Source organism: Kitasatospora papulosa, from assembly GCF_000717245.1.
In the GTDB taxonomy this organism is placed as follows: Bacteria; Actinomycetota; Actinomycetes; order Streptomycetales; family Streptomycetaceae; genus Streptomyces; species Streptomyces papulosus.
The window spans coordinates 723,363-748,982 of sequence record NZ_JNYQ01000004.1; the positions used below are offsets into that span (position 1 = coordinate 723,363).

Below are 25,620 nucleotides of genomic sequence, written 5' to 3' on the forward strand. Positions count from 1 at the left end.
CGTGCCGGATCACCGCTCAGAACGCGTCGGTCGGGACGTACGCGCCCCAGACCTCCCGCAGCGCGTCGCAGACCTCGCCGACGGTGGCCCGTGCCCTGAGCGCGTCCTTCATCGGGTAGAGCACGTTGTCCGTCCCCTCGGCCGCCCTCCTGAGGTCCGCCAGCGACGAGTCCACCGCGCCCTGGTCGCGTTCGGCCCGGAGCTTCGCCAGGCGGGCGGCCTGCTGGGCCTCGATCGCCGGGTCGACGCGCAGCGGCTCGTAGGGCTCCTCCTCGTCGAGGCGGAAGCGGTTGACGCCGACGACCACCCGCTCGCCGCTGTCCGTCTCCTGGGCGACGCGGTACGCGCTGCGCTCGATCTCCCCCTTCTGGAAGCCGCGTTCGATGGCGTCGACCGCGCCCCCCATGTCCTCGACCTTGCGCATCAGCTCCAGGGCGGCGGCCTCGACGTCGTCGGTCATCCTCTCGACGACGTACGAACCCGCGAAGGGGTCCACCGTCGCCGTCACGTCCGTCTCGTACGCCAGGACCTGCTGGGTGCGCAGCGCGAGGCGGGCCGACTTGTCCGTGGGCAGGGCGATGGCCTCGTCGAAGGAGTTGGTGTGCAGCGACTGCGTGCCGCCGAGGACCGCTCCCAGCCCCTGCACGGCGACCCGGACCAGATTGACCTCGGGCTGCTGGGCGGTGAGCTGGACGCCCGCGGTCTGGGTGTGGAAGCGCAGCATCAGCGACTTGGGGTTCCTCGCGCCGAACTCCTCCCGCATCACCCTCGCCCAGATCCGGCGCGCGGCACGGAATTTGGCGACCTCCTCCAGGATCGTCGTCCGCGCGACGAAGAAGAAGGAGAGCCGGGGCGCGAAGTCGTCCACGTCCATCCCCGCCGCCACGGCGGTCCGGACGTACTCGATGCCGTCCGCGAGGGTGAAGGCGATCTCCTGCGCGGGGGAGGCACCCGCCTCGGCCATGTGGTAGCCGGAGATCGAGATCGTGTTCCACTTCGGGATCTCGGCCTTGCAGTACTTGAAGATGTCGGCGATCAGCCGCAGCGAGGGCTTGGGCGGGAAGATGTACGTGCCCCGGGCGATGTACTCCTTGAGCACGTCGTTCTGGATCGTGCCCGTCAGCTTCTCCGCCGGCACGCCCTGCTCCTCGGCGACCAGTTGGTAGAGCAGGAGCAGGAGCGCCGCGGGGGCGTTGATGGTCATCGACGTGGAGACCTCGCCCAGGGGGATACCTCCGAAGAGGACGCGCATGTCGTCGATCGAGTCGATCGCCACGCCGACCTTGCCGACCTCGCCGGAGGCGATGGGCGCGTCCGAGTCGTGGCCCATCTGCGTGGGCAGGTCGAACGCGACGGAGAGACCCGCCGTGCCGTTGGCGATCAGCTGCTTGTAGCGGGCGTTGGACTCGGTGGCGGTGCCGAACCCCGCGTACTGCCGCATCGTCCACGGCCTGCCCGTGTACATCGTGGGGTAGACACCGCGCGTGAAGGGGAAGGCGCCCGGCTCGCCCAGCTTCTCCTCGGCCCGCCAGCCGTCGAGCGCCTCCGGCCCGTACACCGGCTCGATGGGCAGTCCCGACTCGGACTCACGCGTCATCTGCTGTGCCTCCCACTCAAAGCTACTTATCGGTAACAAGCTGCGCGACGGACTCTAGCGGCGGCGCGACGGCCTGCGGGCTCCCTCCGCTGGGACCTTGCTCACAGCTCGTGCCCGGCGGCCCGGCCTCGCGCCTCCCATCATGCGCAGGATCCGGCGACCGGGCAGGGCGGGACGACACGCGGAGGGGCGAACGCCACGGGCACGCGGGGCGCATCGCCGCCGGCTGCACGCACGTACGGGACGAGGGGAGGATCGCGGCGCTCTTCGGCCGGGTGCGCAACAGCGGCAGGGTCGTCATCCACCGGCAGGGCACGTGACCGGACTGGGGGCGCGGGCGGGACCGGGGGAACGTGTCCCGCCCGCGCCAGGTGCGCCGAGCCGAAGGTACGGGGGGAACCCCGGCTCGTTGCGCGGCCGATGACCAGTCGGCACTTCTTACTGCGCCGTAGCACCGGAGAACGTTACAGTCGGCGTGTTTGTGCAGGTCAGCGTGGTGTGAGCGAGGATACGGCCGAGGCGCCCGCGGTGGCTCCCGCCGTCGGCCCCGGGGTCCTGCCGCCCTGCGGCAGCTTCTCGCGCCCGCTCTCCGCCGACGGCGGACGGAAGCTGACCGGAGGGAGGGAGCCCTCGCCGTCCTCGTCCTTGCCGCCGCCCTCGCCCCGGTCGGCGCCTTCGCCCTTGCCGTCGCCGTCGTCACGCCCGTCCGTGCCCAGGAGGCGGTCGCAGAAGCGGTCCAGGCGGGACTCTCCGTCGGCCAGCTCGAGGAGCCGGGCCTCCTCCTCGCGGCTCAGCGTGTCCTCGCGGTAGGCGCGGCAGGCCTGGAGCAACTTCCTGTACACCTCGGCCGGGGAGCGCTCGGGCGTCCGGCGGCCGTCCGCACCGTCCTGGCCGTCGTCGGTGCCGTCGTCCCGGGCGCCGCCCTCGGCCCGGTCCGTGGCGTCGCCGCCGTGTCCGGTCGGCCCGTCGCCGTCGTCCGTGCCCGTGTCCGGTACGTCGGAGGGCGACGGGGAGACGGGCGGACGGAGCGGGACCGAGGGCAGGGGTGAGGGTTCACCCGCGTCGGGTACCTCGGCGCCCGGTTCCTCGGGGGACGCGCCCGCCGAGACGGACGCGGCCGGGACCGGTGAGCCGTGGCCGATGAACGGTACGGCCAGCATGCCCGTACCCCCGGCGACCGCCACACCGCCGAGCGCGCACCCGGCGAGCGAGACGGCGAGGCCGTAGCGCACCGGGCGGGTCCAGCGCGGACGCCGCCGGAGCGGAGAGGCGGACGAGGCCCCGATGCGTACGGCGGGCAGTCCGTCCCGCCGTTCCGCGGGGCCGGCGGCCGCACCGGCCCGCTTCCCGCTCCGGGGCGCCTCACGGAAGGCGGCCAACGCGGCTTTCTCGCCCGGCAGTTCGCCATCGGAAACGGCGGAGGGACGCAGCGCGAGCAGGGCGGCCTCCAGCTTCCGGGCCTGTGTCCCGGCGTGGTCGTCGACGAGCTCGACGGACTCGCCGCGGAGCAACAGCTCCGCCGCGTCCGCATCAAGCCACTGGTGCTGCTCGTCGGCCATCACATGTCCTTCTGCGTCCACGGACGCGAATGCGTCACACCGGCGGGTGCGGCCGCGCCCTTGCGGCCGGGGCGCTGCGGGGGCACCGCCCCGAGCTCCGGTCCCGCCACCGGAAGGCCGTCCTCCGGGCCCGGGTCGGCGCCCACCAGCTCCGCCAGCCGCTTAAGTCCCCGGTGGGCGGCGGTGCGCACCGCGCCAGGGCGTTTGCCCAGTGTCCGCGCGGCGCTCTTCGCGTCGAGACCGACCACCACGCGGAGCACGACCGCCTCGGCCTGGTCCTGCGGCAACTGCGCGATGAGCGACATGGCGTGTCCGGTCGCCAGGGACTCCAGCGCCTCCCCCGCCGTGTCGGACTCGGCGGGCTCGCCCTCGAGTTCGCTCTCGTCACCGCCGATCGCAGGGCGCCTGCCCCGCATCCGCAGGTGGTCGAGCGAGCGGTTGCGCGCTATCCGGGCGGCCCAGCCGCGGAACCGGTCGGCGTCACCGCTGAACCGGTCGATGTCACGCGCTATCTGCAGCCAGGACTCGGACGCCACGTCCTCGGCGTCCGGTTCACCGACCAGCGTCCGTATGTAGCCCAGCAGCCGTGGGTGCACGGCGCGGTACACAGTACGGAAGGCGTCCTCGTCCCCGTCCTGTGCCGCGAGCACCGCGGCGGTCAGCTCCGCGTCGTCCCCCAGCACTCCCTCAACCCGCCCTGCCGATCGGAATCGTAGCTGGTCACCGCTACTGCGCCACCCTGCGCGAGTCAGCACGCTACGTGGTCGGACGGTGCCCCGTCCATGACTTGTACAACCTGCAACTGTCTCCTGACCCAGTGCGGTGTGACAGAAAACGCACCTGTGGCGCAGAGATGAGTACGGGGCCGCACAGCGGCCCTGTGGAAGACGGCCGGGGCCTCTCCTGTGGGGGGTGGCGGCCCCGGTCGTCGTCCCCTCCCCCTCATGACGTCACGTCAGGGACACGCCGCCCGGTAGGACACCGCTCCGGGCACGGCGGGACACCACCGCACGCAGCACCCGCCGGCCCTCGGTCGACAGGTCCAGGACCCGGCGCAGGCCGGTCCCGCCGCCCTCGGCGCCCGCGGCTTCGGCGAGGCTCTCCAGGATCTCGCTCTGGCGGCGCAGTTCCCCGGTGACGAGCGGCCCGGCGCCCGCGCCGTCGCCGGCCCGGAGGTCCTCGCCCCCCGCGTCGTCACCGGCCGGGAAGTCGTACGCGCGGTGGACGTCCAGCGCGAGCAGCGAGCAGGCGTCCGCCCAGGCGCGCAGCGGTTCCGCCGCGAAGTCCCGGGGGGCGGCGCCCAGCAGCGCGCGGACGCGGGCCACGACGGCGTCACCTCCGGCGGTGGCCTCCAGCGCCGTGTGCACGGCGTCCAGCCGGGCGGCCCATTCCGCGCCCTTCCCACAGGCCGCCCAGAGCGGGCGCAGCGGTTCCGGGTCACCCCCGTCCTCCGCCGGAAGGCACCGGTCCAGGCAGGCGACCCCGCTCACGGCCAGTCCTCGCTCGTCGGCACGGGCGATCAGCTCCAGCAGGCTCATCGACGCCTCCCCCATCGGTCCGTCGGTCTCCGGGAGCACACCGCTTCCCGTTACCGCGTACTGCGCCAGATGGCTGAAAAACGTCACTCTTCCGACACGCGAGCGCACAGCGGGTCTCAGCCGGACAGGCTCTCGATGCCCAGACGGTCCAGGAAAGCGAAGAAAAGTTCCTCTCCGGACCGCTCGGGCCGCTCGATCCGCAGCAGTTCGAGCAGTGGCCCCTCGCGAACGCCGCGGCCGGTTTCGGCCGCCCACAGGACGGCTCGGGCCGCCGCGTCCTCGGGCGGGAGGAACAGCTCCTCCCGTGTCGGGCCGTCCGGGCCCAGGTGCTCGGCCATGGGTGTCCTGCCGAGGCAGGCGTACCAGGAGCCGCTGTGCGGCGCCGCCGCCTCGACGGCCACACAGACCCCGTCCATGACGAAGCCGAGGAGTACCGGCGCCCGCGCGGCGTCGGCGAGTGCGGTCATGCTGCCGAGCGAGGAGTCCGTGGGGTGGGACCAGACCTGCCACCCGTCCGCGCGGTACTCCCGCAGTGTCAGACGCTCGCGCGCGTCCCTCAGCGCGGGATGGCCGATGAGCGGCTCCCCGCTGCGGCCCACCAGATAGCAGCCCCAGAAACCCACGTCGCGCTCCCCCCGCGGTCCGGGGTGCATTCTTCCCGCCCCGCACCGCGGCGAAGCGCGAGAACGGGCCGGTCCCGGGGCCGGCCGGCGCCGGGACGGGAAAGCGCGCGTGCCGCGCACCCCTCCTCCGGGATGCGCGGCACGCGCGGTGCGGGACGTAGGGCGGACCCGGCTCAGCCGGTCTCGTCCGCCAGTTGCTGGAACTGCGCCCAGGTCAGCTTCGGCTCGCGCGGGTCCCACAGCTTCTGGGAGACCGCGTTGAGCGGCATCCGGATCCCTTCGGCCACCTGCGCCTGCGTCTGCGCGTTCGGGAAGTCTCCCCAGACCGCGAACCGGCCGCCCAGGATCTGCTTCGAGTAACGCTCGGGGACCGGCTCGGTGCCGCGCAGGACGAACGGGGTCCACTGCTCGTAGATCCGCTTGCCCGTCGGGTACGTGAAGTCGTTGGGCTCGCCGAGCACGTAGTAGAGGTACTCGTCGTTGAGGTTGATCACGTCGCGGCCCTCGGCGAGGTAGTCCTGGGGCGGCCGGGCGCCGATCTCCTTGCCCGTCCAGTACTCGACCTCGATGCCCTTGTCCGCGGTGACCGTCCCGCCGCTGAAGAAACCGTCGTTCCATGCCTTGGGAATCTTCTCGGCCTTGCGGATGACGGCGGCGCGGTCGTTCAGCCAGCCCTCCGCCAGGTCCTGGACGGTGGCGCCGTCGCCGTACTTCTCGACCGCGGCCGCGGCGAGCTGCGGGTAGGAGGCCCGCGGGCTGCTGACGGTGAGGGCCTGGTACTCGTCCGCGCCGACGTGGAACCAGTCGCCGGGGAAGAGCTCGGCGTACTCCTTCAGCAGGTCGTCGACGATCTTCGCCGACTCCTCCTTCGAGATGTCGATGGCTCCCTGCCGCGCGACGCCCTGCGTGTTGCGCAGCTGGAGGTCGGGGTGGGCGCGCAGGACCGCGCCCAGGTGTCCCGGGGAGTCGATCTCGCCGACGACCGTGATGTGGAGGCTCTGGGCGAGCTTCAGGATCCGGCGGACCTCGGCCTTGGTGAGGTGTTCCTCGGAGACCACCTCGGGGTGCGAGTCGGACTCGATCCGGAAGGCCTGGTCGTCGGAGAAGTGGAGGCCGAGCTGGTTGAGCTTGAGGTCGGCCATCTCGTGCAGCCGGTCCTCTATCCACTCCGCGCTGTAGTGCTTGCGCGCGATGTCGAGGTTCAGACCCCGCTGCGGCCGGTCCGGCGTGTCCTGGACGACGCCCTCGGGCACGGTGTCGTCGGCGTTCAGCGACTGCTTGAGGGTGCGGGTCCCGTAGAAGACGCCCGCCTGGCCGGGCCCGCTGATCGTGACCTGGTTGCCCTCGGTCCTCAGCGTGTACGACTCGGGGTCGCCCTTGCCCGAGGAGGCGAGGGCCAGCTCGACGTCGCCGGACCGCGGGGACTTCTCGCCCCGGTAGCCGATCTTCAGCTCCTTCGCGAGCAGCTTCGCCTCGTCGGTGAGGGCGGGGTCGGCCGCGACGACCGCGCTGTCCTTCGACGGTTTCCAGCCGGGCCCGCGCGCGGCGGTGTGCTCCCGGACCGCGGGTATGGTCCGCGGCGCCGTGGACAGCGGATAGCTCCGGGTGGGTGACGGCGAGGCGGAGGTGCGGGCCGAGGCGGATCCGCTGTTCTGGGTCCCGGGGCCGGAGTCGTCCGGCCACACGACGACGGTGAGGGTGACGGCGGCGGCCACCGCGACGGCGGCACCGGCCACCAGAGGTGCGCGTGAGCGAGACATCGGTCAGAAACCTCCGGATCGGGGGATAAACAGTTCAAAGAAGATGAGAAAGTCGGGCATTTCCCCCGTTGATTCGTCCATCGAGCGTTCCGAAACTCTCCCGTCCGGGTGAAGTTCTCGCATCATTCGGCTGCGCGCCGCCACGCCTCGCTAGCGTGAAGGGACATACGTACCAGTCCTCACTCCCACTCCGCGCAACCTCGCCGCTCTCCGGGCCCTCTTGTCCAGGGTCACAGATGTCATTCGTCCGAGGAGTCCCGCTGTCCAGGTCCAGCGAGCCGCACCCCGACCTGCCGAAGCCACCGCGGCAGGCCGGCCGCACGGCGGTCCCCGTCCAGCACCGGGGACCCGCCCCGGCTCTCCGGGAGGCCCCCATGGAGGCCGTCGTTCCGGAACCAGTGTCGGTGAGTACCCGCACGAGTGCCCACTCGAGTGGCCTCGCGCGCTTCAACGCCTGGCCCCGGGACCTCGCCGAGGCCTCCCTGCTGGAGTGCTGCGGGAGCCGCCGGTGGGCGCACCGGCTGGCCGCCCACCGGCCCTACCCGGACGTGGACACGCTGCTCGCCGCCTCCGACGAGGCGGGGTACGACCTCGCGCCCGCCGACATCGCCGAGGCGCTCGCCACGGAGAGCGCCCCGTGCCTGCACCACGACGCGCCCCGCGCCGCCCATCTGGCCCTGCGCGCCGCGCACGCCGCGTACGAGAGCCGCTTCGGCCACGTCTTCGTGATCTGCCTCGACGGCCTGCGCCCCTCCCAGCACGTCGACCAGGTGCTGGCAGCCATCCGCACCCGGCTGACGCACGAACCGGACGAGGAGCGTTCCCTGACCGCGGAGGAGATGCGGCGACTCGCCCGGGGCCGCATCATCGAGCTGGTGACGGAGGCCGGGCGGACGCCCGGCCCGTTCCCCCCGGTGGCATATGGCCCCCGGTAGCCCGTCCGTGCCTGTTTGACTGCCGCTTTGATCACACCCGAGGCCCCGCCGCCATGGAACCGACAAAGCGTCGCTACGATGGCCGGGGCCGGTGGACCGTACCCGGCCGGGTCAGACCGACAGTCAAGCCGGCCGACCCCAATCCCCGCTCCCGGAGGGTTCTTCCGTGCCGGCTGGAACGCTGTACCGCGGCCGGGAAGGCATGTGGTCCTGGGTGGCTCATCGAGTCACCGGTGTCCTCATTTTCTTCTTCCTGTTCGTACACGTCCTTGACACCGCACTCGTGCGTGTCTCCCCCGAGGCGTACGACGACGTCGTGGCCACCTACAAGACCCCGCTCGTCGCGCTGCTCGAGTACGGCCTGGTGGCCGCGATCCTCTTCCACGCGCTGAACGGTCTCCGCATCGTCGCCGTGGACTTCTGGGCCAAGGGCCCGCGCTACCAGAAGCAGATGCTCTGGACCGTCCTGGGTATCTGGATCGTGCTGATGGTCGGGGCCCTGTACCCCGTCCTCGGTCACGCCGTACGTGAAGTCTTCGGGAGCTGAGGCCGATGTCCACCGAGACACCTTCTTCCGCGATCGGCGACGTCGAGGGCGTAAGCCTCTACGACGTCGACAACCCGGCCCCGGTCATCGAGCCCCCGCGCAAGCGCACGGGCAAGACCCCCAAGGGCTCGCGCACCAACTTCGAGATGTACGCCTGGCTCTTCATGCGCCTGTCGGGCATCGTGCTGGTCGTCCTGGTCATCGGTCACCTGCTGATCCAGCTGGTGCTCGACGGCGGCGTGTCGAAGATCGGCTTCGCCTTCGTCGCGGGCCGCTGGGCCTCGCCGTTCTGGCAGGTCTGGGACCTGGCGATGCTGTGGCTCGCCATGCTCCACGGCGCCAACGGCCTCCGTACGGTCATCAACGACTACGCCGAACGGGACAACACCCGCTTCTGGCTGAAGATGCTCCTGTACACCGCCACGGTGTTCACCGTCCTGCTGGGCACGCTGGTGATCTTCACCTTCGACCCGAACATCCGCTAGGCGCCGGGACAGAGGGACCAGAGGAAAACCATGCAGATCCACAAGTACGACACCGTCATCGTCGGCGCCGGCGGCGCCGGTATGCGCGCGGCCATCGAGTCGACCAAGCGCAGCCGCACCGCCGTGCTCACGAAGCTCTACCCCACCCGCTCCCACACGGGCGCGGCGCAGGGCGGCATGGCCGCCGCGCTCGCCAACGTGGAGGAGGACAACTGGGAGTGGCACACCTTCGACACGATCAAGGGCGGCGACTACCTGGTCGACCAGGACGCCGCCGAGATCCTCGCGAAGGAGGCCATCGACGCCGTCCTCGACCTGGAGAAGATGGGCCTGCCGTTCGGCCGTACGCCCGAGGGCAAGATCGACCAGCGCCGCTTCGGCGGTCACTCCCGCAACCACGGTGAGGCCCCGGTCCGCCGCGCCTGCTACTCGGGCGACCGCACCGGCCACATGATCCTCCAGACGCTGTACCAGAACTGCGTCAAGGAGGGCGTGGAGTTCTTCAACGAGTTCTACGTCCTGGACCAGCTGGTCGTCGAGGAGAACGGCGTCAAGAAGTCCGCCGGCGTCGTCGCCTACGAGCTGGCCACCGGCGAGATCCACGTCTTCCAGGCGAAGTCGGTCATCTACGCCTCGGGCGGCACCGGCAAGTTCTTCAAGGTGACGTCGAACGCGCACACGCTGACCGGTGACGGACAGGCCGCCTGCTACCGCCGGGGTCTGCCGCTGGAGGACATGGAGTTCTTCCAGTTCCACCCGACGGGCATCTGGCGCATGGGCATCCTGCTGACGGAGGGCGCCCGCGGTGAGGGCGGCATCCTCCGCAACAAGGATGGCGAGCGCTTCATGGAGAAGTACGCGCCGGTCATGAAGGACCTCGCGTCCCGTGACGTCGTGTCCCGCTCCATCTACACGGAGATCCGTGAGGGCCGCGGCTGCGGTCCCGAGGGCGACCACGTCTACCTCGACCTCACGCACCTCCCGCCGGAGCAGCTGGACGCCAAGCTCCCGGACATTACCGAGTTCGCGCGCACGTACCTCGGCATCGAGCCCTACACGGACCCGATCCCGATCCAGCCGACCGCGCACTACGCCATGGGCGGCATCCCGACCAACGTCGAGGGTGAGGTGCTGGCCGACAACACCACCGTCGTCCCGGGCCTGTACGCCGCCGGCGAGGTCGCCTGTGTCTCCGTGCACGGCGCCAACCGCCTCGGCACCAACTCGCTGCTCGACATCAACGTCTTCGGGCGCCGTTCGGGCATCGCCGCCGCCGAGTACTCCGCGAAGAACGACTTCGTCGAGCTTCCCGAGAACCCGGCGCAGCTGGTCGAGGAGCAGGTCGAGCGGCTGCGCAACTCGACGGGCACCGAGCGGGTCGCCGCGCTGCGCCTGGAGCTGCAGGAGTGCATGGACGCCAACGTGATGGTGTTCCGCACCGAGCAGACCATCAAGACGGCGGTCGACAAGATCGCCGAGCTGCGGGCGCGCTACCTCGACGTGTCCATCCAGGACAAGGGCAAGCGGTTCAACACCGACCTGCTGGAGGCCATCGAGCTGGGCAACCTGCTCGACCTGGCCGAGGTCATGGCGACGTCCGCGCTGGCCCGCAAGGAGTCCCGCGGCGGTCACTACCGCGAGGACTACCCGAACCGCGACGACGTCAACTTCATGCGCCACACCATGGCGTACCGCGAGGTCGCGGACGACGGCACCGAGTCGATCCGGCTCGACTACAAGCCGGTCGTCACGACCCGCTACCAGCCGATGGAGCGTAAGTACTGATGGCAACCCCCACCCTGGAGAAGTCGGACAAGGCCCCCGAGGCCGGCTTCGCCGACACCCCGTACATCACGGCCACGTTCCGGATCCGCCGCTTCAACCCCGAGGTCTCCGACGAGGTCGAGTGGCAGGACTTCGAGATCTCGATCGACCCGAAGGAGCGTGTGCTCGACGCCCTTCACAAGATCAAGTGGGAGATGGACGGAACCCTGACGTTCCGTCGCTCCTGCGCACACGGCATCTGCGGCTCCGACGCGATGCGGATCAACGGCAAGAACAGGCTCGCCTGCAAGACGCTGATCAAGGACATCAACCCGGAGAAGCCGATCACGGTCGAGGCCATCAAGGGCCTCACGGTCCTGAAGGACCTCGTGGTCGACATGGACCCGTTCTTCCAGGCCTACCGCGACGTCATGCCGTTCCTCGTCACCAAGGGCAACGAGCCGACGCGTGAGCGCCTGCAGTCCCCCGAGGACCGCGAGCGCTTCGACGACACCACCAAGTGCATCCTGTGCGCCGCGTGCACGTCCTCGTGCCCGGTGTTCTGGAACGACGGCCAGTACTTCGGCCCGGCGGCCATCGTCAACGCGCACCGCTTCATCTTCGACTCGCGCGACGAGGCCGGTGAGCAGCGTCTGGAGATCCTCAACGACCGTGACGGTGTGTGGCGTTGCCGCACGACGTTCAACTGCACGGACGCCTGCCCTCGTGGCATCGAGGTCACCAAGGCGATCCAGGAAGTGAAGCGCGCGCTGATCACCCGCCGCTTCTGACCCACGGGTCGCCCCGGGAGGCCCCGTTTCCGCGCACCGACGGTGCGGGAAGCGGGGCCTCTTGGTGCATCGGGCGGTCCGGGACGGTACGGTCGTGCGGAGCCGGTGACCGGCTCGCCTCTCCCGGAGCAGCACAGCGCGGGAGCAGACGGCTTGAGGGAGAACGGGGAACGCTGTGAGCGATCCGAATCCGTACGCGGACGACTCATACAAGTGGGGCCCGCCCCAGCCGCCGGGCAACCCGCCCACGATGCCGGACGGCCAGGGATACGGTTACCCGGAGCCGGGCGCCGCTCCGGCGTACGGCTACCCGCAGCCGCTCCCCGAATCCGCGGCACAGCCCGGACCCGGGTACGGCTACCCCGGGGGCCAGCCCACGGAGCCGGGCTTCAACCTGCCCGCGCAGCAGGGCGGTGGCGGCGTCCCGATGCTGTCCCTGGGTGACATCACGGTGATGAACGACGGCATCGTGACCCCGTCCGGCACCCTGCCGCTCAAGGGCGCGGTGTGGACGGCGACCGACATGTCGCGCACGGAGGAGAAGATCCCGACCGTGGGCATCGTCCTCGCGATCGTCTTCGCCCTGTTCTGCCTGATCGGTCTGCTGTTCCTCCTGATGAAGGAGAAGCGCACGACGGGCTTCGTACAGATCACGGTGACCAGCGGTGGCCGGCACCACCAGACGATGATCCCCGCGACGGGGCCCGAGACCTTCCAGTGGGTCATGTCCCAGGTGAACACCGCGCGTTCGATGAGCGCCTGAGTCGCACGCGCGGGCTCGTCACGCGCGTCCACGGCGCTCCGGCCTCCGCCGGAGCGCTGCACCGGACGGGGCGCCGGGCCCGGCCGGGCCCTCGCCCGGTTAGCCTTGGCATCGTGGTGGAGCAAGAGAAGAACGCGGCGGACGCGGACGGTGCGAAGCGGGCCTCCGTCGACGGGGCGGCCGCGAAGTCCAAGGCGCCGAAGAGCGAGCAGACCCGCACCCTGATCCTGGAGACGGCGCTGCGGCTCTTCGAGGAACGCGGCTACGACCGGACGACGATGCGGGCCATCGCCACGGAGGCGGGTGTCTCCGTCGGGAACGCGTACTACTACTTCTCGTCGAAGGAACACCTGGTCCAGGGTTTCTACGACCGGCTCGCCGCCGAGCACGAGACCGCGGTGCAGCCCGTGCTGGCAGGGGACAGGGACCTCGCCGTGCGCATCCGGGGTGTGCTGCTCAGCTGGCTGGACGTCGCCGGGCAGTACCACCGCTTCGCCGCGCAGTTCTTCAAGAACGCGGCGGACCCGGACAGCCCGCTCTCCCCGTTCTCGGAGGAATCCGCCGCTGCCCGCGAGGCGGTGATCTCGGTGCACGAACGCTGTCTGTCGGGCTCCTCGGCCAAGGCGGACCCGGAACTGGCCCGGTTGCTGCCGCAGTTGATGTGGCTGATGCAGATGGGCCTGGTGCTGTTCTGGGTCTACGACCGGTCCGAGGGCACCGAACGCAGCCGCCGGCTCGTCGAACGCACCGCGCCGATCGCCGCGCGGGCGATCGCGCTCTCCCGGTTCCGGGTGCTGCGACCGCTCGTGCGGCAGATCCACGACGTGCTGGTGGAGTTCATGCCCGGGGCGCCCCCGCAGGACGCCGGGGACGTCAGATCCAGCTGAGTTCCCACAGCCGCCAGAGCCCCGTGCCGTCGGAGAGGTACTGGGATCCGGACACCGACTGCTTGCTGACGACGTAGTCCTTCTTCTGCCACAGCGGGACCAGCGGGACGTCCTTGCCGACCAGTTCCTGCAGTTCCTTGAAGTCGGCGGCGGTCCGGCCGCGGTCGCTGTACTGCTGGGTGGCGGCGATCAGCGCGTCCATCTTCGTGCTGGTGTAGCCGTTGTGGAGGGAGCTGTCGCGGCCGACCAGCGGCTGGCTGAAGGTGTCGGGGTCGGGGAAGTCCGGAAGCCAGCCCAGGGTGTACGCGTCGTACTCGCCGGCCGCGTACCCCTTCTGGAACGCCTGCCACTCCACGGCCTTCTCCGTGACCTTGAAGAGCCCGTCCTTCTCCAGCTGGCGGACCAGCTCGGTGGACTCCTCCTTGTTGGCGTCGTCGTCGCGGTGGGCGAAGGTGATGTGCAGCGGGAGGGTCACACCCGCCTCCTGCATCAGCTTCCTGGCCCGGTCCGGGTCCGACTGCGGGTAGGAGTCGAAGAAGGGGGTGCCGTGCCCGATGTATCCCTGCGGGATCAGCGAGTAGAGCGGCTCCACGGTGTTGCGGTAGACCTTGGTGACCAGCGGCCCGCGGTCGATGAGCCAGGCGACGGCCTGGCGGACCTTCTTGTCCGCCATGGGCGATCCGTCCCGGACGTTGAAGACGAGGTTGCGGATCTCGGCGCTGTCCGCCTCGGTGACGCGCTGCTCGGTCGCGCCCGGGTCGAGCTCGGCGAGCTTGTCGGCGGGGAGCTGGCGGTGCGTCACGTCCACGTCGCCGGCCGTCCAGGCGGCCTGGAGCGCCTCGGACCCCTCGAAGTAGCGGATGTCGACCGCGCCGCCCGTCTTCTTCAGCGCGCCCTTGTACGCCGGGTTGGGCACCAGCTCGGCGAGCACGCCGGGCTCGTAGGACTTCAGCGTGTACGGTCCCGATCCGTCGACCTGGTTGTCCGTGCGGAGCTTGTCCTTCGGGTACTTGGTGGGGTCGACGATGGACCCGGCGCCCGTGGCCAGCTTCTGGGGGAACGTGGCGTCCCGGGCCGAGAGGTTGAACGTGATCGTGCGGCCCTCGGACACGATGGTGTCGAGGCCGGGGAAGAGCACCGACGGGCCGACGTCCGCCTTGATCTTCAGCATCCGCTCGAAGGAGTACTTCACGTCCGCGGCCGTGATCTTGCGGCCGTCGGAGAACGTCAGGTCGTCCCGCAGCCTGCACTGGTACGTCTGGAGCTTCTGGCCGATGAACCCGCAGCTCTCGGCCGCGTCCGGCTCCGGCACGACCGCGCCGGACTTGAACGTCATCAGGGACTGGTACAGGTTGCTGTAGATCGCCCAGGAGCCCGCGTCGTAGGCGCCGGCCGGGTCGAGCGAGGTGACCTCGTCGGACGTTCCGACCGTGATCGGTGACGTGTCGGCGTCGTCCGAGGGAAGCAACTGCCAGGCGCCGACGCCTGCGATGACCAATACCGCCAGAATCGCGAGAATCCGTAGACGGATGAACCGCATGTGCCGTGCTCCCTTGCCAACCCACCCCGGCCCGCGTGCACAGAGAGGCACATCATCGCCGCATGTTCAGACCCACCCAATCACACGATATTCACATATGAAAGACCGGCCCTGAGGCTCACAGGTTTCGAGGTCAGGCTTGCGGGGAAGCGAGTTCCACCACCGTGATGTCCGAGGGGGCGCCGACACGCACCGGCGGACCCCAGGCTCCCGCGCCGCGCGAGACGTAGAGCTGGGTGTCGCCGTAGCGTTCGAGCCCGGCGACCGTGGGGTTGGCGAGCTCGGCCAGCATGTTCCCGGGCCAGAGCTGGCCTCCGTGGGTGTGGCCGGAGAGCTGGAGACCGACGCCGTACTCCACGGCGTCGTCGATGACGACGGGCTGGTGTGCGAGCAGGACGGAGGCGCGGCCGCGGTCGCGGTCGCCGAGCGCGCGGGCGAAGTCGGGGCCCTGCCCCTCGCTCTCACCCGCGACGTCGTTGACCCCGGCGAGGTCGAAGCCGGCGATCTCGACGCGGGCGTTCTCCAGGGGGTGCAGGCCCAGCTCGCGTACGTGGTCGACCCACTGGGCCGCGCCGGAGAAGTACTCGTGGTTGCCGGTGACGAAGAAGCTGCCGTGCCGGGCCTCGAGACCGGCGAGCGGCTCGGCGGCGCTGCCGAGATCGGCGACGGAACCGTCGACGAGGTCCCCGACGACGGCCACCAGGTCGGAGCCCGTGGCGTTGATCGTGTCGACGATGCGCCGGGTGTGGGCGCGGCCCAGGATCGGGCCGAGGTGGATGTCGCTGACCACGGCGATACGGAAGCGGTGGGCCGAGCGCGGCAGTCCGGCGAGCGGCACGGTGACCCGCTTGACCCGCGGGCCGCGCAGCACCCCGTAGGTGCCGTATCCGACCGTTCCGAGCCCGGCGAGGGCCGCCGCTCCGCCGACGGCGCGGGCGACGAACAGCCTCCGCGACGGGTCGGCGACGGCCGGGGCCGTGACCTCGGGGGCTTCCGCGAGGCCGGTACGGGTACCGCCCGGGGCTCCATCCACGTCAGGGCCCGGGGCGGTCTCCGGGGGCGCCGCGACGGCCGGTGCCGCGCCCGGCCCGACGACCGCGCCGGCCGGGTCCGCGTGCACTCCGGCGGGCTCCTCGGCCGGCCGGTCCGCGTGTTCTGAGGCCGTCGCGGCGGCCGGTCCGGCCCGGCGCGCGAGCATCCGGCGCAGCAGCGGGCGGACGGCCTCCCCGAGGAGCAGAGCCAGTGTCAGGTAGAGCAGGGCGGCCAGCCAGAGGAAGCCCGGCCAGGCCAGTACCTGCTGCAGCCGGAAGGGGAACCCCGCCCGGCCGGAGACGAGAGCCCCGACGGACAGCAGGGGCAGCACGAAGGCCGCGACGGTCCCCGCGCGGCGGGCGACGCCGCCCTTCCGTGTCGTGTCACCGATCAGCCGGCGCCACACATACCGGTGCACGGCCGCGAGCAGCGCGAGAACCGCGACCGCCACGAGCACGAAGACCACAACCACGTACACTCCCCCGCTGAAACGATCTTGTCCGGACGGCGCCCCACGCCCCGCCCGTCATCTTCCTTCGCGACGCGAAGCCCTGACACCACGGAACCCGATGACCCCTACAGCCGTCCCCAGAAGAAACGAGGTGACGGCGAGCAGGAGATGGACCCAGAAGTAGGCGGTCGGGGCTCCCGCGTCGTCGAACGCGAGACCGCTGCCGTCCTTCCAGAGATTCTTGACAAAGGTGACCCAGATGACCCAGCTCCACGCTCCGAAGACGAGCAGGAACCAGGAAACGGGGCGGCTGAGCTTCATGGAATCAGTATCGCCGCAGCGCCGCGGCCGGATCGCCCGGGGTGGGCTGTCCCAGCGGTACGCACGGCGGGTCAGGCCATCCGGGTCCCCGCGCTCCGCAACTCCCTGTACGTTTCCGACCGTGCTTGCTCTGAAAAAGACCGTCGTGACGGTCATCTCTGCCGCATTGCTGTCCCTATGTGTCGTCAGTCCCGCGGGGGCGGCCGACAAGGACAAGACCGAGGAGAAACAGCCGAAGCCGACCGGTCCGATGTCGACCGTCGGCGGTGCCCGGCTCGGTCAGGTGGGCACCCAGGTCGATCTGGGGCCGGGCGCCCCGGTGCTTCCCAAGGACCTCAGCGCGCGGTCGTGGATCGTCGCCGACGCGGAGGACGGGCAGGTGCTCGCGTCGCACAACGCGCACTGGCGGCTGCCGCCCGCCTCCACCCTGAAGATGCTCTTCGCCGACACGGTCCTGCCCGCGCTGCAGCCGAAGACGCTGACGCACCTGGTGACCGAGGACGAGCTCTCCGGCGTGGGCGAGGGGAGCAGCCTGGTGGGCGTCAAGGAGGACCACTCGTACACGGTCCACGACCTGTGGCTCGGGGTGTTCCTGCGCTCCGGCAACGACGCGGTGCACGTGCTGTCCGAGATGTACGGCGGCGTGCCCGCGACGGTCGCCGCGATGCAGCGCCACGCCGAGGAGCTCCAGGCCCTGGACACCACGGTGGTCTCACCCGACGGTTACGACGCCCCGCGGCAGGTCTCCAGCGCCTACGACCTGACCCTGTTCGCCCGGAGCGGGATGCAGAAGGCGGACTTCAGGGAGTACGCCGCGACGGCCACGGCCGAGTTCCCCGGCGAGGTGAAGAAGGGCAAGAAGCGGAAGAGCTTCGAGATCCAGAACACCAACCGGCTGATCACCGGGGACATCGGGGTGGAGCCGTACAAGGGCATCGCGGGCGTCAAGAACGGTTACACCACCCACGCGGGCAACACCTTCACGGGGATCGCCGAACGCGACGGGCGGGTGCTTCTGGTGACGGTCATGAACCCCTCGTCGGAGGAGAGCCACGCCGTCTACAAGGAGGCGGCCGCCCTCCTGGACTGGGGTTTCGCGGCGAGCGGCAAGGTGACCCCGGTCGGTGAGCTGGTGCCGCCGAAGTCGGCCGTGGTCTCGAAGGGCTCCGAACCCGCGACGGGCAAGGGCAAGGAGGGCACGGAGGGCCTGGAGGGGAAGGAGCGGGCCGCCGGGACGACCCACGCGGCCGCCGCCGGCTCCAGCGGGGTCTGGACCGCGCTGTCGGTCGTCGGCGGACTGCTGGTGGCCCTGGCCGCCGGGGCGTTCCTGGTCAACCGGCGCTGGCCGCTGCCCGACCTGGTGCGTCGCCTCCCCCGCCGCTGACGTCCGTGTCCTCGGCGTCCTTCGCGTCCGCCACCTCGTCCTTGCTCGGCGTCGCCGTCCAGGCCGCGCAGACCAGCAGCAGTTTCGCGCTGAAGTTGATCCACAGGAGGAGCGCGATCGGCACACCGAAGGCGCCGTACATGCTCTTCGACGCGACGTCCCTCATGTAGCTGCCGAGCAGCAGCTTGAGCAGCTCGAAGCCGACCGCGCCGACCAGGCCGGCCACGATCAGCCGGCGGCGCGGCGGCTCCACGCCGGGCAGCAGTGTCAGCAGGTAGAGCAGGATCAGGAAGTCGGCGAACATCGCCACGAGGACGGCGGCCAGCTGGAGCAGCACCCCGCCCACGCCGTCCTCGGGGATGCCCAGGCGGTCGACCGTCCAGCCGATGGCGGTGGAGGCGACGGTGGACACGGCGAGGGTCGCGAGCGCGGCACCGCCGAGGCCGATCAGGAGGCCGGCGTCCTTGATCTTGCGGACGACCGGGTTCCCCTCGTCCACGTCGTCCTTCTCCCACACGGCCCGCAGGCAGTCCCGCATGGAGCCGATCCAGCCGATGCCGGTGAAGAGCAGCAGGGCACCGGCGACGACCCCCACCGTGCCCGCGTGGGCGACCAGGCTGTCGATGCCGAGCTGGTCCGAGATGCCGGGCACCTGGTCGGCGAGTTTGTCCTCGATCGTGTCGAGCTGCTGGGGGGAGAGCAGCGCGGCACCGATCGCGGCACCGACCGCGATCAGCGGGAAGAGCGCGAGGAAGCTGAGGAAGGTGATCGCCGCGGCGAGCCTGGCCCAGTGGACCCGTTCCAGCGTCTCGTAGGAGCGCCAGGCGTGCGTCTCCATCAGCCGTGCGACGAGCGGCCCGATGACGGGAAGGTTTTTCAGCCAGTCCATTCCCTACGCGTACCCGTCGGAGCGCAGAAAACCGGGGTGCGGGGCGACCCGGACCAGCAATCACCCATTTCGGTGAGTGCTGTAACAAATCCCTCAAATGGGTTTTGCCGGGCGATACGGTCACGATCATGTCTGTCGACACGGTGTCCTTGACCGGCTGGGGCCGTACCTCCCCGACGGCCGCGCTGCGGTTCCGTCCGCGTACGTACGAGGAGGCCGCGGCGGTCGTGCGCGGGCGTGGACCGCGTGGGGTGGTCGCCCGCGGGCTGGGGCGCGCCCACGGTGACGCCGCGCAGAACGCGGGCGGCTCCGTGCTCGACATGACCGCGCTGGACCGGATCCGCTCGGTCGACGCCGTCGCCGGGACGGTGGTCTGCGACGCGGGGGTGAGCCTGCGCCGGCTGCTGGCGACGCTGCTCCCGCTCGGCTGGTTCCTCCCGGTCACCCCGGCGACCGGCCATGTCACCGTCGGCGGGGCCATCGGCTCCGACGTCCACGGCAGGAACCACCGGACCGCGGGCTCCTTCGCCCGTCATGTGCGCTCCCTGGAGCTGCTGACCGCCGACGGGGAGGTGCGGACGGTACTGCCGGGCACCGATCTCTTCGGTGCGACCCTCGGCGGTCTGGGACTGACCGGTGTCGTCCTCTCCGCAACCCTCGGGCTGCGCCCCGTCACCACCTCGCTGATGTCGGTCGACACCGCGCGGGCGGCGGACCTGGACGGGGTGCTGGCCCGCCTCGCCGCCTGCGGCGACGGCACTCCCTACGCGGCCGCCTGGATCGACCTCCTGGCCCGCGGGAGATCGACGGGCCGCGGCGTCGTCACCCGCGGGGAGCACGTGCCCCTGGACGCGCTCCCGGCTCACGCCCGGCGTACGGCCCTCACCTTCCGTCCGGGCCCGGTGCCCTCCGCACGGGCTCTCGTCCCCGAGGGGCTGCTCGGCCGGGCGCCGACAGCGCTCCTGAACGAGCTCCGCCACCGCGGTACCCCTGCCGTGCGGACCCGGCAGCCGCAGCGGATCCCCGCCTTCTTCCATCCTCTGGACTCCGCCCCCGGCTGGAGCCGTGGACGGGGGCGGGCCGGCTCCGTGCAGTACCAGTTCACCGTCGGACACGGTCAGGAGGAGACCCTGCACCGCATCGTCCGGCAGCTCACCGTGCGCCGGTGCCCCGCCTTCCACGCCGTGCTCAAGCGGTTCGGGGAGAGCGGCCCGGGCTGGCTCTCGTTCCCGGCGCCGGGCTGGACGCTCTCCTTCGGACTGCCCGCCGGACTGCCCGGTCTCGCGCGTCTGCTCGACGTGCTGGACGAGGAGGTGGCCGCGGCGGGAGGCCGGGTCTGCCTCGCGAAGGACGCGCGGCTGAGGCCCGGCCTGCTGGCCGCGATGTACCCGAGGCTTCCGGAGTTCCGGGCCCTGCGCGGGGAGCTGGATCCCGAGGGTGCCTTCCGGTCCGACCTGTCCCGGCGTCTCGTGCTCTGACCCGTCGGCCCGTCCCGTCCCCCACGTCCCGCCCCGCCCGCACTCTCTCCCGTCACCCCGCTTGGAGTTATCCCGTGAAGGACGCCTTCGGTGCCCCGCAGTCCCTGCTCGTCCTCGGCGGCACCTCGGAGATCGGGCTGGCCACGGCACGGCGGCTGATCGCCCGCCGCACCCGGACCGTACGCCTGGCCGGACGGCCCTCCCCCGCTCTTGAACGGGCCGCGGCGGAGCTGCGCGAGCTGGGGGCCGACGTCCGTACCGTCCCCTTCGACGCGCTCGACTCCGCCTCGCACGAGGAGGTGCTCGGCAAGATCTTCACCGAGGGGGACATCGACATGGTGCTGCTGGCCTTCGGTGTGCTGGGCGACCAGGCGCGCGACGAGGAGGAGCCGCTGTCCGCGGTGCGGGTGGCGCAGACGAACTACACAGGGGCGGTCTCCGCCGGGCTGGTGTGCGCCGGCGCGCTCCAGGCGCAGGGGCACGGCTCGCTGGTGGTGCTCTCCGCGGCAGCCGGCGAACGGGCCCGGCGCGCCGACTTCATCTACGGCTCCAGCAAGGCGGGCCTGGACGTCTTCGCGCAGGGGCTCGGCGACGCGCTGCACGGGACGGGGGTGCACGTGATGGTCGTACGTCCCGGCTTCGTACGGTCACGGATGACGGCGGGGCGTGAGGAGGCGCCGCTCGCCACGACCCCGGGGGCGGTCGCGGACGCGATCGTGACGGGGCTGCGGCGGCGCTCGGAGACGGTGTGGGTGCCCGGGGCCCTGCGCGTCGTGATGTCGGCCCTGCGGCACGTGCCGCGTCCGCTGTTCCGGCGGCTGCCGGTGCGCTAGGACCCGGTTCAGGGGTGGAGGGAGGGCTGGTCCATGGAGCTGCCGCCCTGGGCCGGCACGGCGGGCGTGGTCCCGCCGCCGCCGAACGGGAACTCGTTGATCTTGCGCCAGACCGCGTCGGGGCCCTGTTCGTACAGCGCGAAGGAACCGCAGGTCCAGGCGGCCTCGTACGAGGAGAGCTCCTCGTACGCGCGGTCCATGGCCTCCTCGGCGATGCCGTGCGCCACGGTCACGTGCGGGTGGTACGGGAACTGCAGCTCGCGCACCAGGGGCCCGGAGGCCTCCCGGACCCGCTTCTGGAGCCAGGAACAGGCCGAGGCCCCTTCGACGACCTGGACGAAGACGACCGGCGACAGCGGGCGGAAGGTGCCCGTGCCGGAGAGCCGCATCGGGAACGGGCGGCCGGCCGTGGCGATCTGGGACAGGTGGGTCTCGATCGCGGGCAGGTCGGCCGCCTCGGCCTCGGTCGGCGGAAGGAGGGTGACGTGGGTGGGGATGCCGTACGCGGCAGGGTCCCCGAAGCTCGCGCGCCGCTGCTGGAGCAGGCTGCCGTACGGCTCCGGGACCGCGATCGAAACGCCGAGCGTTACGGTCCCCACGTCGTTCTCCTCAATCCTCGAAAGTTGTCGTTCGTCGTCCCGACGCCAGTGTGGCCCCTCCGGACGCCGTACCGCCAGGGTCCTTGGACTCAGTGCTTCGCAGGCAGAAGACCCATACGGTCGTAGGTCTGCGCGAGCGTCTCGGCGGCGACGGTCCTGGCCTTCTCCGCTCCCTTGGCCAGGAGGGCGTCCAGGGTCTCCGGGTCGTCCAGGTACTCCTGGGTCCGGGTCCGGAACGGGGTGACGAACTCCACCATGACCTCGGCGAGGTCGGTCTTGAGCGCGCCGTAGCCCTTGCCCTCGTACTTCTGCTCCAGGTCCGGGACGGCGGTGCCGGTGAGGGTGGAGTAGATGCTCAGCAGGTTGCTGACACCGGGCTTCTTCTCCGCGTCGTAGCGGATCACGGTGTCCGTGTCGGTGACCGCGCTCCTGACCTTCTTGGCGGTGACCTTCGGGTCGTCGAGGAGGTTGATGAGGCCCTTCGGCGTGGACGCCGACTTGCTCATCTTGATCGCCGGGTCCTGGAGGTCGAAGATCTTCGCCGTCTCCTTGAGGATGTACGGCGCCGGGACCGTGAACGTCGGGCCGAAGCGGCCGTTGAACCGCTCGGCGAGGTCCCGGGTGAGCTCGATGTGCTGGCGCTGGTCCTCGCCGACCGGGACCTGGTTCGCCTGGTACAGCAGGATGTCGGCGACCTGGAGCACCGGGTAGGTGAAGAGGCCCACCGTCGCCCGGTCCGCACCCTGCTTGGCGGACTTGTCCTTGAACTGCGTCATGCGCGACGCCTCGCCGAAGCCGGTGAGGCAGTTCATGATCCAGCCGAGCTGGGCGTGTTCGGGGACATGGCTCTGGACGAAGAGCGTGCACCGCTCCGGGTCGAGCCCGGCCGCCAGCAACTGGGCGGCGGCGAGCCGGGTGTTGGCGCGGAGTTCCTTCGGATCCTGCGGAACGGTGATCGCGTGCAGGTCCACCACCATGTAGAAGGCGTCGTGGGACTCCTGCAGCGCCACCCACTGGCGGACCGCACCGAGATAGTTGCCGAGGTGGAACGAGCCTGCGGTGGGCTGGATTCCGGAAAGCACGCGGGGTCGATCAGAGGCCATGCGTTCATTGTCTCAGGTGTGGAACCCATCTCCGGCAACCGGTGCGGGAAATCTGAGGCCGCCGGAAGGGGCTCCGCGACCGGGTCGGGGGGAGGACCGCACCGTCGGTGGCGGGGGTGGGCCGCCGCGCCTCGTGAGGGGCGGGATGAGACGAGAAACACGGTGCGCCGGCGGGGACGGGACCCGGGGCGGCGGCGGGCCCGGACCCGGAGGTCGCGGGGCGCGCCGGGCGGCGAAGGTTTCCCTGACCTGGATCCGACCGACGATACAAAGTGGGCACCACCCCCGCCCCCTCCGCACGACGAACGGAGATCCCGTGTCGACCACGGACACCGCCATCGCCTCCGCCGAGGCGCACAGCGCGCACAACTACCACCCGTTGCCGGTCGTCGTCGCCTCGGCGGACGGCGCCTGGATGACCGATGTCGAGGGGCGCCGTTACCTCGACATGCTGGCCGGCTATTCGGCGCTCAACTTCGGGCACGGCAACCGGCGGCTGATCGACGCGGCCAGGGCGCAGCTCGAACGCGTGACACTGACCTCACGCGCCTTCCACCACGACCGGTTCGCGGATTTCTGCACACGGCTCGCGGAGCTGTGCGGGATGGAGATGGTCCTCCCCATGAACACCGGGGCGGAGGCCGTGGAGACGGCGGTGAAGACGGCCCGCAAGTGGGGCTATCGCGTCAAGGGCGTCCCCGACGGGATGGCGAAGATCATCGTGGCCGCGGACAACTTCCACGGCAGGACCACCACGATCGTCAGCTTCTCCACGGACCAGGAGGCGCGGGCCGACTTCGGCCCGTACACGCCGGGGTTCGAGATCGTTCCGTACGGGGATCTCACCGCGCTCTCCGAGGCGATGACGGAGAACACGGTCGCGGTGCTGATGGAGCCGATCCAGGGCGAGGCCGGGGTGCTGGTGCCGCCGCCGGGCTATCTGGCGGGGGTGCGGGAGATGACGCGGGAGCGGGACGTCCTGTTCATCGCCGACGAGATCCAGTCGGGCCTGGGCCGCACCGGCCGCACGTTCGCCTGCGAGCACGAGGGGGTCGTGCCCGACATGTACGTGCTGGGGAAGGCCCTGGGCGGGGGTGTGGTGCCCGTCTCGGCCGTCGTGTCCTCCGCCGCGGTGCTCGGTGTGTACCGGCCGGGCGAGCACGGATCCACGTTCGGCGGGAACCCGCTGGCCTGCGCGGTCGCCCTGGAGGTGATCGCGATGCTGCGCACCGGTGAGTTCCAGCAGCGTGCCACGGAGCTGGGCGGACACCTGCACGCCGAGCTCGGTCTGCTGGCCGGCGGCGACGCGGTCCGGGCCGTGCGGGGCCGGGGTCTGTGGGCGGGTGTCGACATCTCGCCGGCTCTCGGCACGGGCCGGGAGATCTCGGAGAAGCTCATGGAGCGCGGGGTACTGGTCAAGGACACCCACGGCTCCACGATCCGGATCGCCCCGCCCCTGGTGATCAGCAAGGAGGACTTGGACTGGGGCCTGGACCAGCTCCGCGGCGTCCTGGCCGGCTGAACCCGTTCCCGCCGGGCCGCCGGCCGGCGGCTCAGAGGATGACGTGGGGCAGGAAGCGCGCGTACTCGTCCGTGACCAGCCCCGCCGACTCCCTGATGCCGAGCCCGGCGGACTCACTCCCGACCACCCACGCGCCCAGCACCACCCGGTTGCCCGCGAAGTCGGGCAGGGGCGCCAGCTCCTGGTAGCAGCAGGGTTCGTCGCGGAGCACCTCGGCGCTGCCGGGCTCGTGGACGGTGACGCCGGCGCCCTCACGGCCGAGCAGCGGCTTGGCGACGTACCCCGCCCCGTCGGGTCCGGCCATGTCACGGGGGCCGTCGAGGTAGGCGGGGAGGAGGTTGGGGTGTCCCGGATACAGCTCCCAGAGGACGGCCAGCAGCGCCTTGTTGGAGAGGAGCATCTTCCAGGCGGGCTCGATCCAGCAGGTGCTTCCGGTGCCTCCGCCGTTGTCCAGGGTGTCCAGCACACGCGGTCCGAAGCGGTCCGTGGTCAGCCATTCCCACGGGTACAGCTTGAAGCAGCTGCGGATGAAGCGGAGCCGCTCGTCGACGAAGCGGCCGGAGAGCTTGTCCCAGCCGATCCGCTCGACGGACAGCGCCTCGGTGTCGATCCCGGCCTGCGCGGCGGTCTCCCGCAGGTACGCCACCGTCATCAGGTCCTCGCCGAGCTCGTCGCCGTCGGAGTGGGCGAAGTGCAGGGGGCCCGGGGGCAGCAGCGGGGCCTGCCGCTTCCACGCGTCGACGAGACGTTCGTGCAGGGAGTTCCACTGGTCGGCGCCGGGGAAGCGGTCCTCCATCCAGAACCACTGGGGGCTCGCGGCCTCCACCAGGGAGGTGGGGGTGTCCGCGTTGTACTCCAGCATCCTGGCCGGACCGGTCCCGTCGTACCGGAGGTCGAACCTGCCGTACAGGGAGGGGAGTTCGGCACGGCGTCGCCAGGACTCGGCGACCAGGCCCGCGAGCCGCGGGTCGGTGATCCCGAGGTCGGCGAAGCGGTCGTGCTCGACGATGTGCGCGGCTGCGGCCAGGCACATGGTGTGGAGCTCCTCCACGACCTCTTCCAGTGCCTCGACCTCGGGCAGCGAGAAGACGTAGTAGGCGCTCTCGTCCCAGTAGGGGCGCAGGGATCCGTCCGGGTAACGGGTCAGGGGGTAGATCAGCCCCTGCTCCTCGACGGTTTCCTGCCATCCGGGGCGCGGCTCCGTGGTGCGGCGTTCCAT

The 25,620-nt window shown here is 71.0% G+C and carries 24 protein-coding genes; 11 read left to right on the forward strand and 13 right to left on the reverse strand.

The annotated features are described in order from the left end of the window. Positions 1 to 16 precede the first annotated feature (16 nt). From IA22_RS0114510 to IA22_RS0114535, 6 genes are all read right to left on the reverse strand, one after another. On the reverse strand, positions 17 to 1,597 hold the full coding sequence (locus tag IA22_RS0114510) for an acyl-CoA mutase large subunit family protein (RefSeq protein ID WP_014154468.1): 1,581 nt from the start codon (positions 1,595 to 1,597) through the stop codon (positions 17 to 19). Between the two features lie 488 nt (positions 1,598 to 2,085). Beyond that, a complete protein-coding gene (locus IA22_RS0114515; RefSeq protein WP_014154469.1) occupies positions 2,086 to 3,156 on the reverse strand; it encodes a hypothetical protein in 1,071 nt (356 codons plus the stop codon). Continuing rightward, positions 3,156 to 3,839, reverse strand: a complete 684-nt coding sequence (locus IA22_RS0114520) for an RNA polymerase sigma factor (RefSeq protein ID WP_030123854.1) — start codon at positions 3,837 to 3,839, stop codon at positions 3,156 to 3,158. Before IA22_RS0114520 ends, IA22_RS0114515 begins: the two co-directional genes overlap by 1 nt. A gap of 267 nt (positions 3,840 to 4,106) precedes the next feature. After that, positions 4,107 to 4,694, reverse strand: coding sequence for a hypothetical protein (locus tag IA22_RS0114525; RefSeq protein WP_030123855.1), 588 nt, complete (start codon positions 4,692 to 4,694; stop codon positions 4,107 to 4,109). 116 nt (positions 4,695 to 4,810) lie between these two features. Then, on the reverse strand, positions 4,811 to 5,317 hold the full coding sequence (locus IA22_RS0114530; RefSeq protein ID WP_030123856.1) for a hypothetical protein: 507 nt from the start codon (positions 5,315 to 5,317) through the stop codon (positions 4,811 to 4,813). Between the two features lie 173 nt (positions 5,318 to 5,490). After that, positions 5,491 to 7,077, reverse strand: coding sequence for a family 20 glycosylhydrolase (locus tag IA22_RS0114535; protein ID WP_030123857.1), 1,587 nt, complete (start codon positions 7,075 to 7,077; stop codon positions 5,491 to 5,493). Positions 7,078 to 7,451: 374 nt separating this feature from the next. Between IA22_RS0114535 and IA22_RS0114540 the strand changes: the two genes are divergently transcribed. The 7 genes from IA22_RS0114540 (at position 7,452) to IA22_RS0114570 (ending at position 13,249) form a co-directional block, all read left to right on the forward strand. Further along, positions 7,452 to 8,012 (forward strand): 2-oxo-4-hydroxy-4-carboxy-5-ureidoimidazoline decarboxylase, encoded by a 561-nt coding sequence (locus IA22_RS0114540; RefSeq protein WP_014154474.1) that lies wholly within the window; start codon positions 7,452 to 7,454, stop codon positions 8,010 to 8,012. Positions 8,013 to 8,178: 166 nt separating this feature from the next. Further along, a complete protein-coding gene (sdhC, locus tag IA22_RS0114545) occupies positions 8,179 to 8,559 on the forward strand; it encodes a succinate dehydrogenase, cytochrome b556 subunit (protein ID WP_014154475.1) in 381 nt (126 codons plus the stop codon). A gap of 5 nt (positions 8,560 to 8,564) precedes the next feature. Next, positions 8,565 to 9,044: a succinate dehydrogenase hydrophobic membrane anchor subunit gene (locus IA22_RS0114550; protein WP_014154476.1), complete on the forward strand. Its 480-nt coding sequence runs from the start codon at positions 8,565 to 8,567 to the stop codon at positions 9,042 to 9,044. Positions 9,045 to 9,074: 30 nt separating this feature from the next. Continuing rightward, positions 9,075 to 10,829, forward strand: a complete 1,755-nt coding sequence (gene sdhA, locus IA22_RS0114555; protein WP_014154477.1) for a succinate dehydrogenase flavoprotein subunit — start codon at positions 9,075 to 9,077, stop codon at positions 10,827 to 10,829. Next, a complete protein-coding gene (locus tag IA22_RS0114560) occupies positions 10,829 to 11,599 on the forward strand; it encodes a succinate dehydrogenase iron-sulfur subunit (RefSeq protein WP_014154478.1) in 771 nt (256 codons plus the stop codon). Before sdhA ends, IA22_RS0114560 begins: the two co-directional genes overlap by 1 nt. 175 nt (positions 11,600 to 11,774) lie before the next feature. Further along, a complete protein-coding gene (locus tag IA22_RS0114565) occupies positions 11,775 to 12,362 on the forward strand; it encodes a hypothetical protein (protein WP_014154479.1) in 588 nt (195 codons plus the stop codon). A gap of 113 nt (positions 12,363 to 12,475) precedes the next feature. Continuing rightward, positions 12,476 to 13,249, forward strand: a complete 774-nt coding sequence (locus IA22_RS0114570; RefSeq protein ID WP_014154480.1) for a TetR/AcrR family transcriptional regulator — start codon at positions 12,476 to 12,478, stop codon at positions 13,247 to 13,249. On the opposite strand, the gene IA22_RS0114575 is transcribed toward IA22_RS0114570, so the two are convergent. The 3 genes from IA22_RS0114575 to IA22_RS0114585 all read right to left on the reverse strand — a co-directional run bounded on the left by IA22_RS0114575 (position 13,236) and on the right by IA22_RS0114585 (position 16,593). Continuing rightward, on the reverse strand, positions 13,236 to 14,789 hold the full coding sequence (locus IA22_RS0114575) for an ABC transporter substrate-binding protein (protein ID WP_014154481.1): 1,554 nt from the start codon (positions 14,787 to 14,789) through the stop codon (positions 13,236 to 13,238). The two genes, IA22_RS0114570 and IA22_RS0114575, sit on opposite strands and share 14 nt — an antisense overlap. 133 nt (positions 14,790 to 14,922) lie before the next feature. Next, entirely contained in the window at positions 14,923 to 16,287 is a 1,365-nt protein-coding gene (locus IA22_RS0114580) for a metallophosphoesterase (protein WP_030123859.1), read from the reverse strand. Between the two features lie 60 nt (positions 16,288 to 16,347). Next, positions 16,348 to 16,593 (reverse strand): SCO4848 family membrane protein, encoded by a 246-nt coding sequence (locus IA22_RS0114585; protein ID WP_014154483.1) that lies wholly within the window; start codon positions 16,591 to 16,593, stop codon positions 16,348 to 16,350. Positions 16,594 to 16,714: 121 nt separating this feature from the next. On the opposite strand from IA22_RS0114585, the gene IA22_RS0114590 reads away from it, so the two are divergent. Further along, the gene (locus IA22_RS0114590; RefSeq protein WP_014154484.1) at positions 16,715 to 17,977 is read left to right on the forward strand and encodes a D-alanyl-D-alanine carboxypeptidase family protein; all 1,263 of its coding nucleotides are present in this window, start codon (positions 16,715 to 16,717) and stop codon (positions 17,975 to 17,977) included. Here IA22_RS0114590 and IA22_RS0114595 read toward each other — a convergent pair. Continuing rightward, complete coding sequence (locus tag IA22_RS0114595) at positions 17,925 to 18,866, reverse strand: YihY/virulence factor BrkB family protein (RefSeq protein WP_014154485.1); 942 nt, start codon at positions 18,864 to 18,866, stop codon at positions 17,925 to 17,927. The two genes, IA22_RS0114590 and IA22_RS0114595, sit on opposite strands and share 53 nt — an antisense overlap. Positions 18,867 to 18,994: 128 nt before the next feature. Here IA22_RS0114595 and IA22_RS0114600 point away from each other — a divergent pair, with 128 nt between their 5' ends. Next, on the forward strand, positions 18,995 to 20,344 hold the full coding sequence (locus IA22_RS0114600) for an FAD-binding oxidoreductase (protein WP_030123860.1): 1,350 nt from the start codon (positions 18,995 to 18,997) through the stop codon (positions 20,342 to 20,344). A 74-nt stretch (positions 20,345 to 20,418) separates the two neighbouring features. Beyond that, positions 20,419 to 21,177 carry a decaprenylphospho-beta-D-erythro-pentofuranosid-2-ulose 2-reductase gene (locus tag IA22_RS0114605; RefSeq protein WP_030123861.1) on the forward strand — a complete coding sequence of 253 codons (759 nt, stop codon included), beginning with the start codon at positions 20,419 to 20,421 and terminating at the stop codon, positions 21,175 to 21,177. An 8-nt stretch (positions 21,178 to 21,185) separates the two neighbouring features. Here IA22_RS0114605 and IA22_RS0114610 read toward each other — a convergent pair whose 3' ends face one another. Further along, positions 21,186 to 21,776, reverse strand: coding sequence for a 2'-5' RNA ligase family protein (locus IA22_RS0114610; protein ID WP_014154488.1), 591 nt, complete (start codon positions 21,774 to 21,776; stop codon positions 21,186 to 21,188). An 89-nt stretch (positions 21,777 to 21,865) separates the two neighbouring features. Beyond that, on the reverse strand, positions 21,866 to 22,879 hold the full coding sequence (gene trpS, locus IA22_RS0114615; protein WP_030123862.1) for a tryptophan--tRNA ligase: 1,014 nt from the start codon (positions 22,877 to 22,879) through the stop codon (positions 21,866 to 21,868). A gap of 316 nt (positions 22,880 to 23,195) precedes the next feature. On the opposite strand from trpS, the gene rocD reads away from it, so the two are divergent. Beyond that, positions 23,196 to 24,401 (forward strand): ornithine--oxo-acid transaminase, encoded by a 1,206-nt coding sequence (gene rocD / locus IA22_RS0114620; protein ID WP_015578445.1) that lies wholly within the window; start codon positions 23,196 to 23,198, stop codon positions 24,399 to 24,401. Between the two features lie 31 nt (positions 24,402 to 24,432). Here rocD and IA22_RS0114625 read toward each other — a convergent pair whose 3' ends face one another. Continuing rightward, a complete protein-coding gene (locus IA22_RS0114625) occupies positions 24,433 to 25,620 on the reverse strand; it encodes a glutathionylspermidine synthase family protein (protein ID WP_014154491.1) in 1,188 nt (395 codons plus the stop codon).

Bases quoted from the DNA above. Each gene is read 5' to 3' on its own strand.
- sdhA (WP_014154477.1), top strand. From the start codon at position 9,075: ATGCAGATCCACAAGTACGACACCGTCATCGTCGGCGCCGGCGGCGCC.
- IA22_RS0114535 (WP_030123857.1), bottom strand. From the start codon at position 7,077: ATGTCTCGCTCACGCGCACCTCTGGTGGCCGGTGCCGCCGTCGCGGTG.
- IA22_RS0114540 (WP_014154474.1), top strand. From the start codon at position 7,452: ATGGAGGCCGTCGTTCCGGAACCAGTGTCGGTGAGTACCCGCACGAGT.
- IA22_RS0114560 (WP_014154478.1), top strand. From the start codon at position 10,829: ATGGCAACCCCCACCCTGGAGAAGTCGGACAAGGCCCCCGAGGCCGGC.
- IA22_RS0114575 (WP_014154481.1), bottom strand. From the start codon at position 14,789: ATGCGGTTCATCCGTCTACGGATTCTCGCGATTCTGGCGGTATTGGTC.
- IA22_RS0114595 (WP_014154485.1), bottom strand. From the start codon at position 18,866: ATGGACTGGCTGAAAAACCTTCCCGTCATCGGGCCGCTCGTCGCACGG.
- IA22_RS0114510 (WP_014154468.1), bottom strand. From the start codon at position 1,597: ATGACGCGTGAGTCCGAGTCGGGACTGCCCATCGAGCCGGTGTACGGG.
- IA22_RS0114550 (WP_014154476.1), top strand. From the start codon at position 8,565: ATGTCCACCGAGACACCTTCTTCCGCGATCGGCGACGTCGAGGGCGTA.
- IA22_RS0114515 (WP_014154469.1), bottom strand. From the start codon at position 3,156: ATGGCCGACGAGCAGCACCAGTGGCTTGATGCGGACGCGGCGGAGCTG.
- IA22_RS0114525 (WP_030123855.1), bottom strand. From the start codon at position 4,694: ATGAGCCTGCTGGAGCTGATCGCCCGTGCCGACGAGCGAGGACTGGCC.
- IA22_RS0114625 (WP_014154491.1), bottom strand. From the start codon at position 25,620: ATGGAACGCCGCACCACGGAGCCGCGCCCCGGATGGCAGGAAACCGTC.
- IA22_RS0114600 (WP_030123860.1), top strand. From the start codon at position 18,995: ATGTCTGTCGACACGGTGTCCTTGACCGGCTGGGGCCGTACCTCCCCG.
- IA22_RS0114585 (WP_014154483.1), bottom strand. From the start codon at position 16,593: ATGAAGCTCAGCCGCCCCGTTTCCTGGTTCCTGCTCGTCTTCGGAGCG.
- trpS (WP_030123862.1), bottom strand. From the start codon at position 22,879: ATGGCCTCTGATCGACCCCGCGTGCTTTCCGGAATCCAGCCCACCGCA.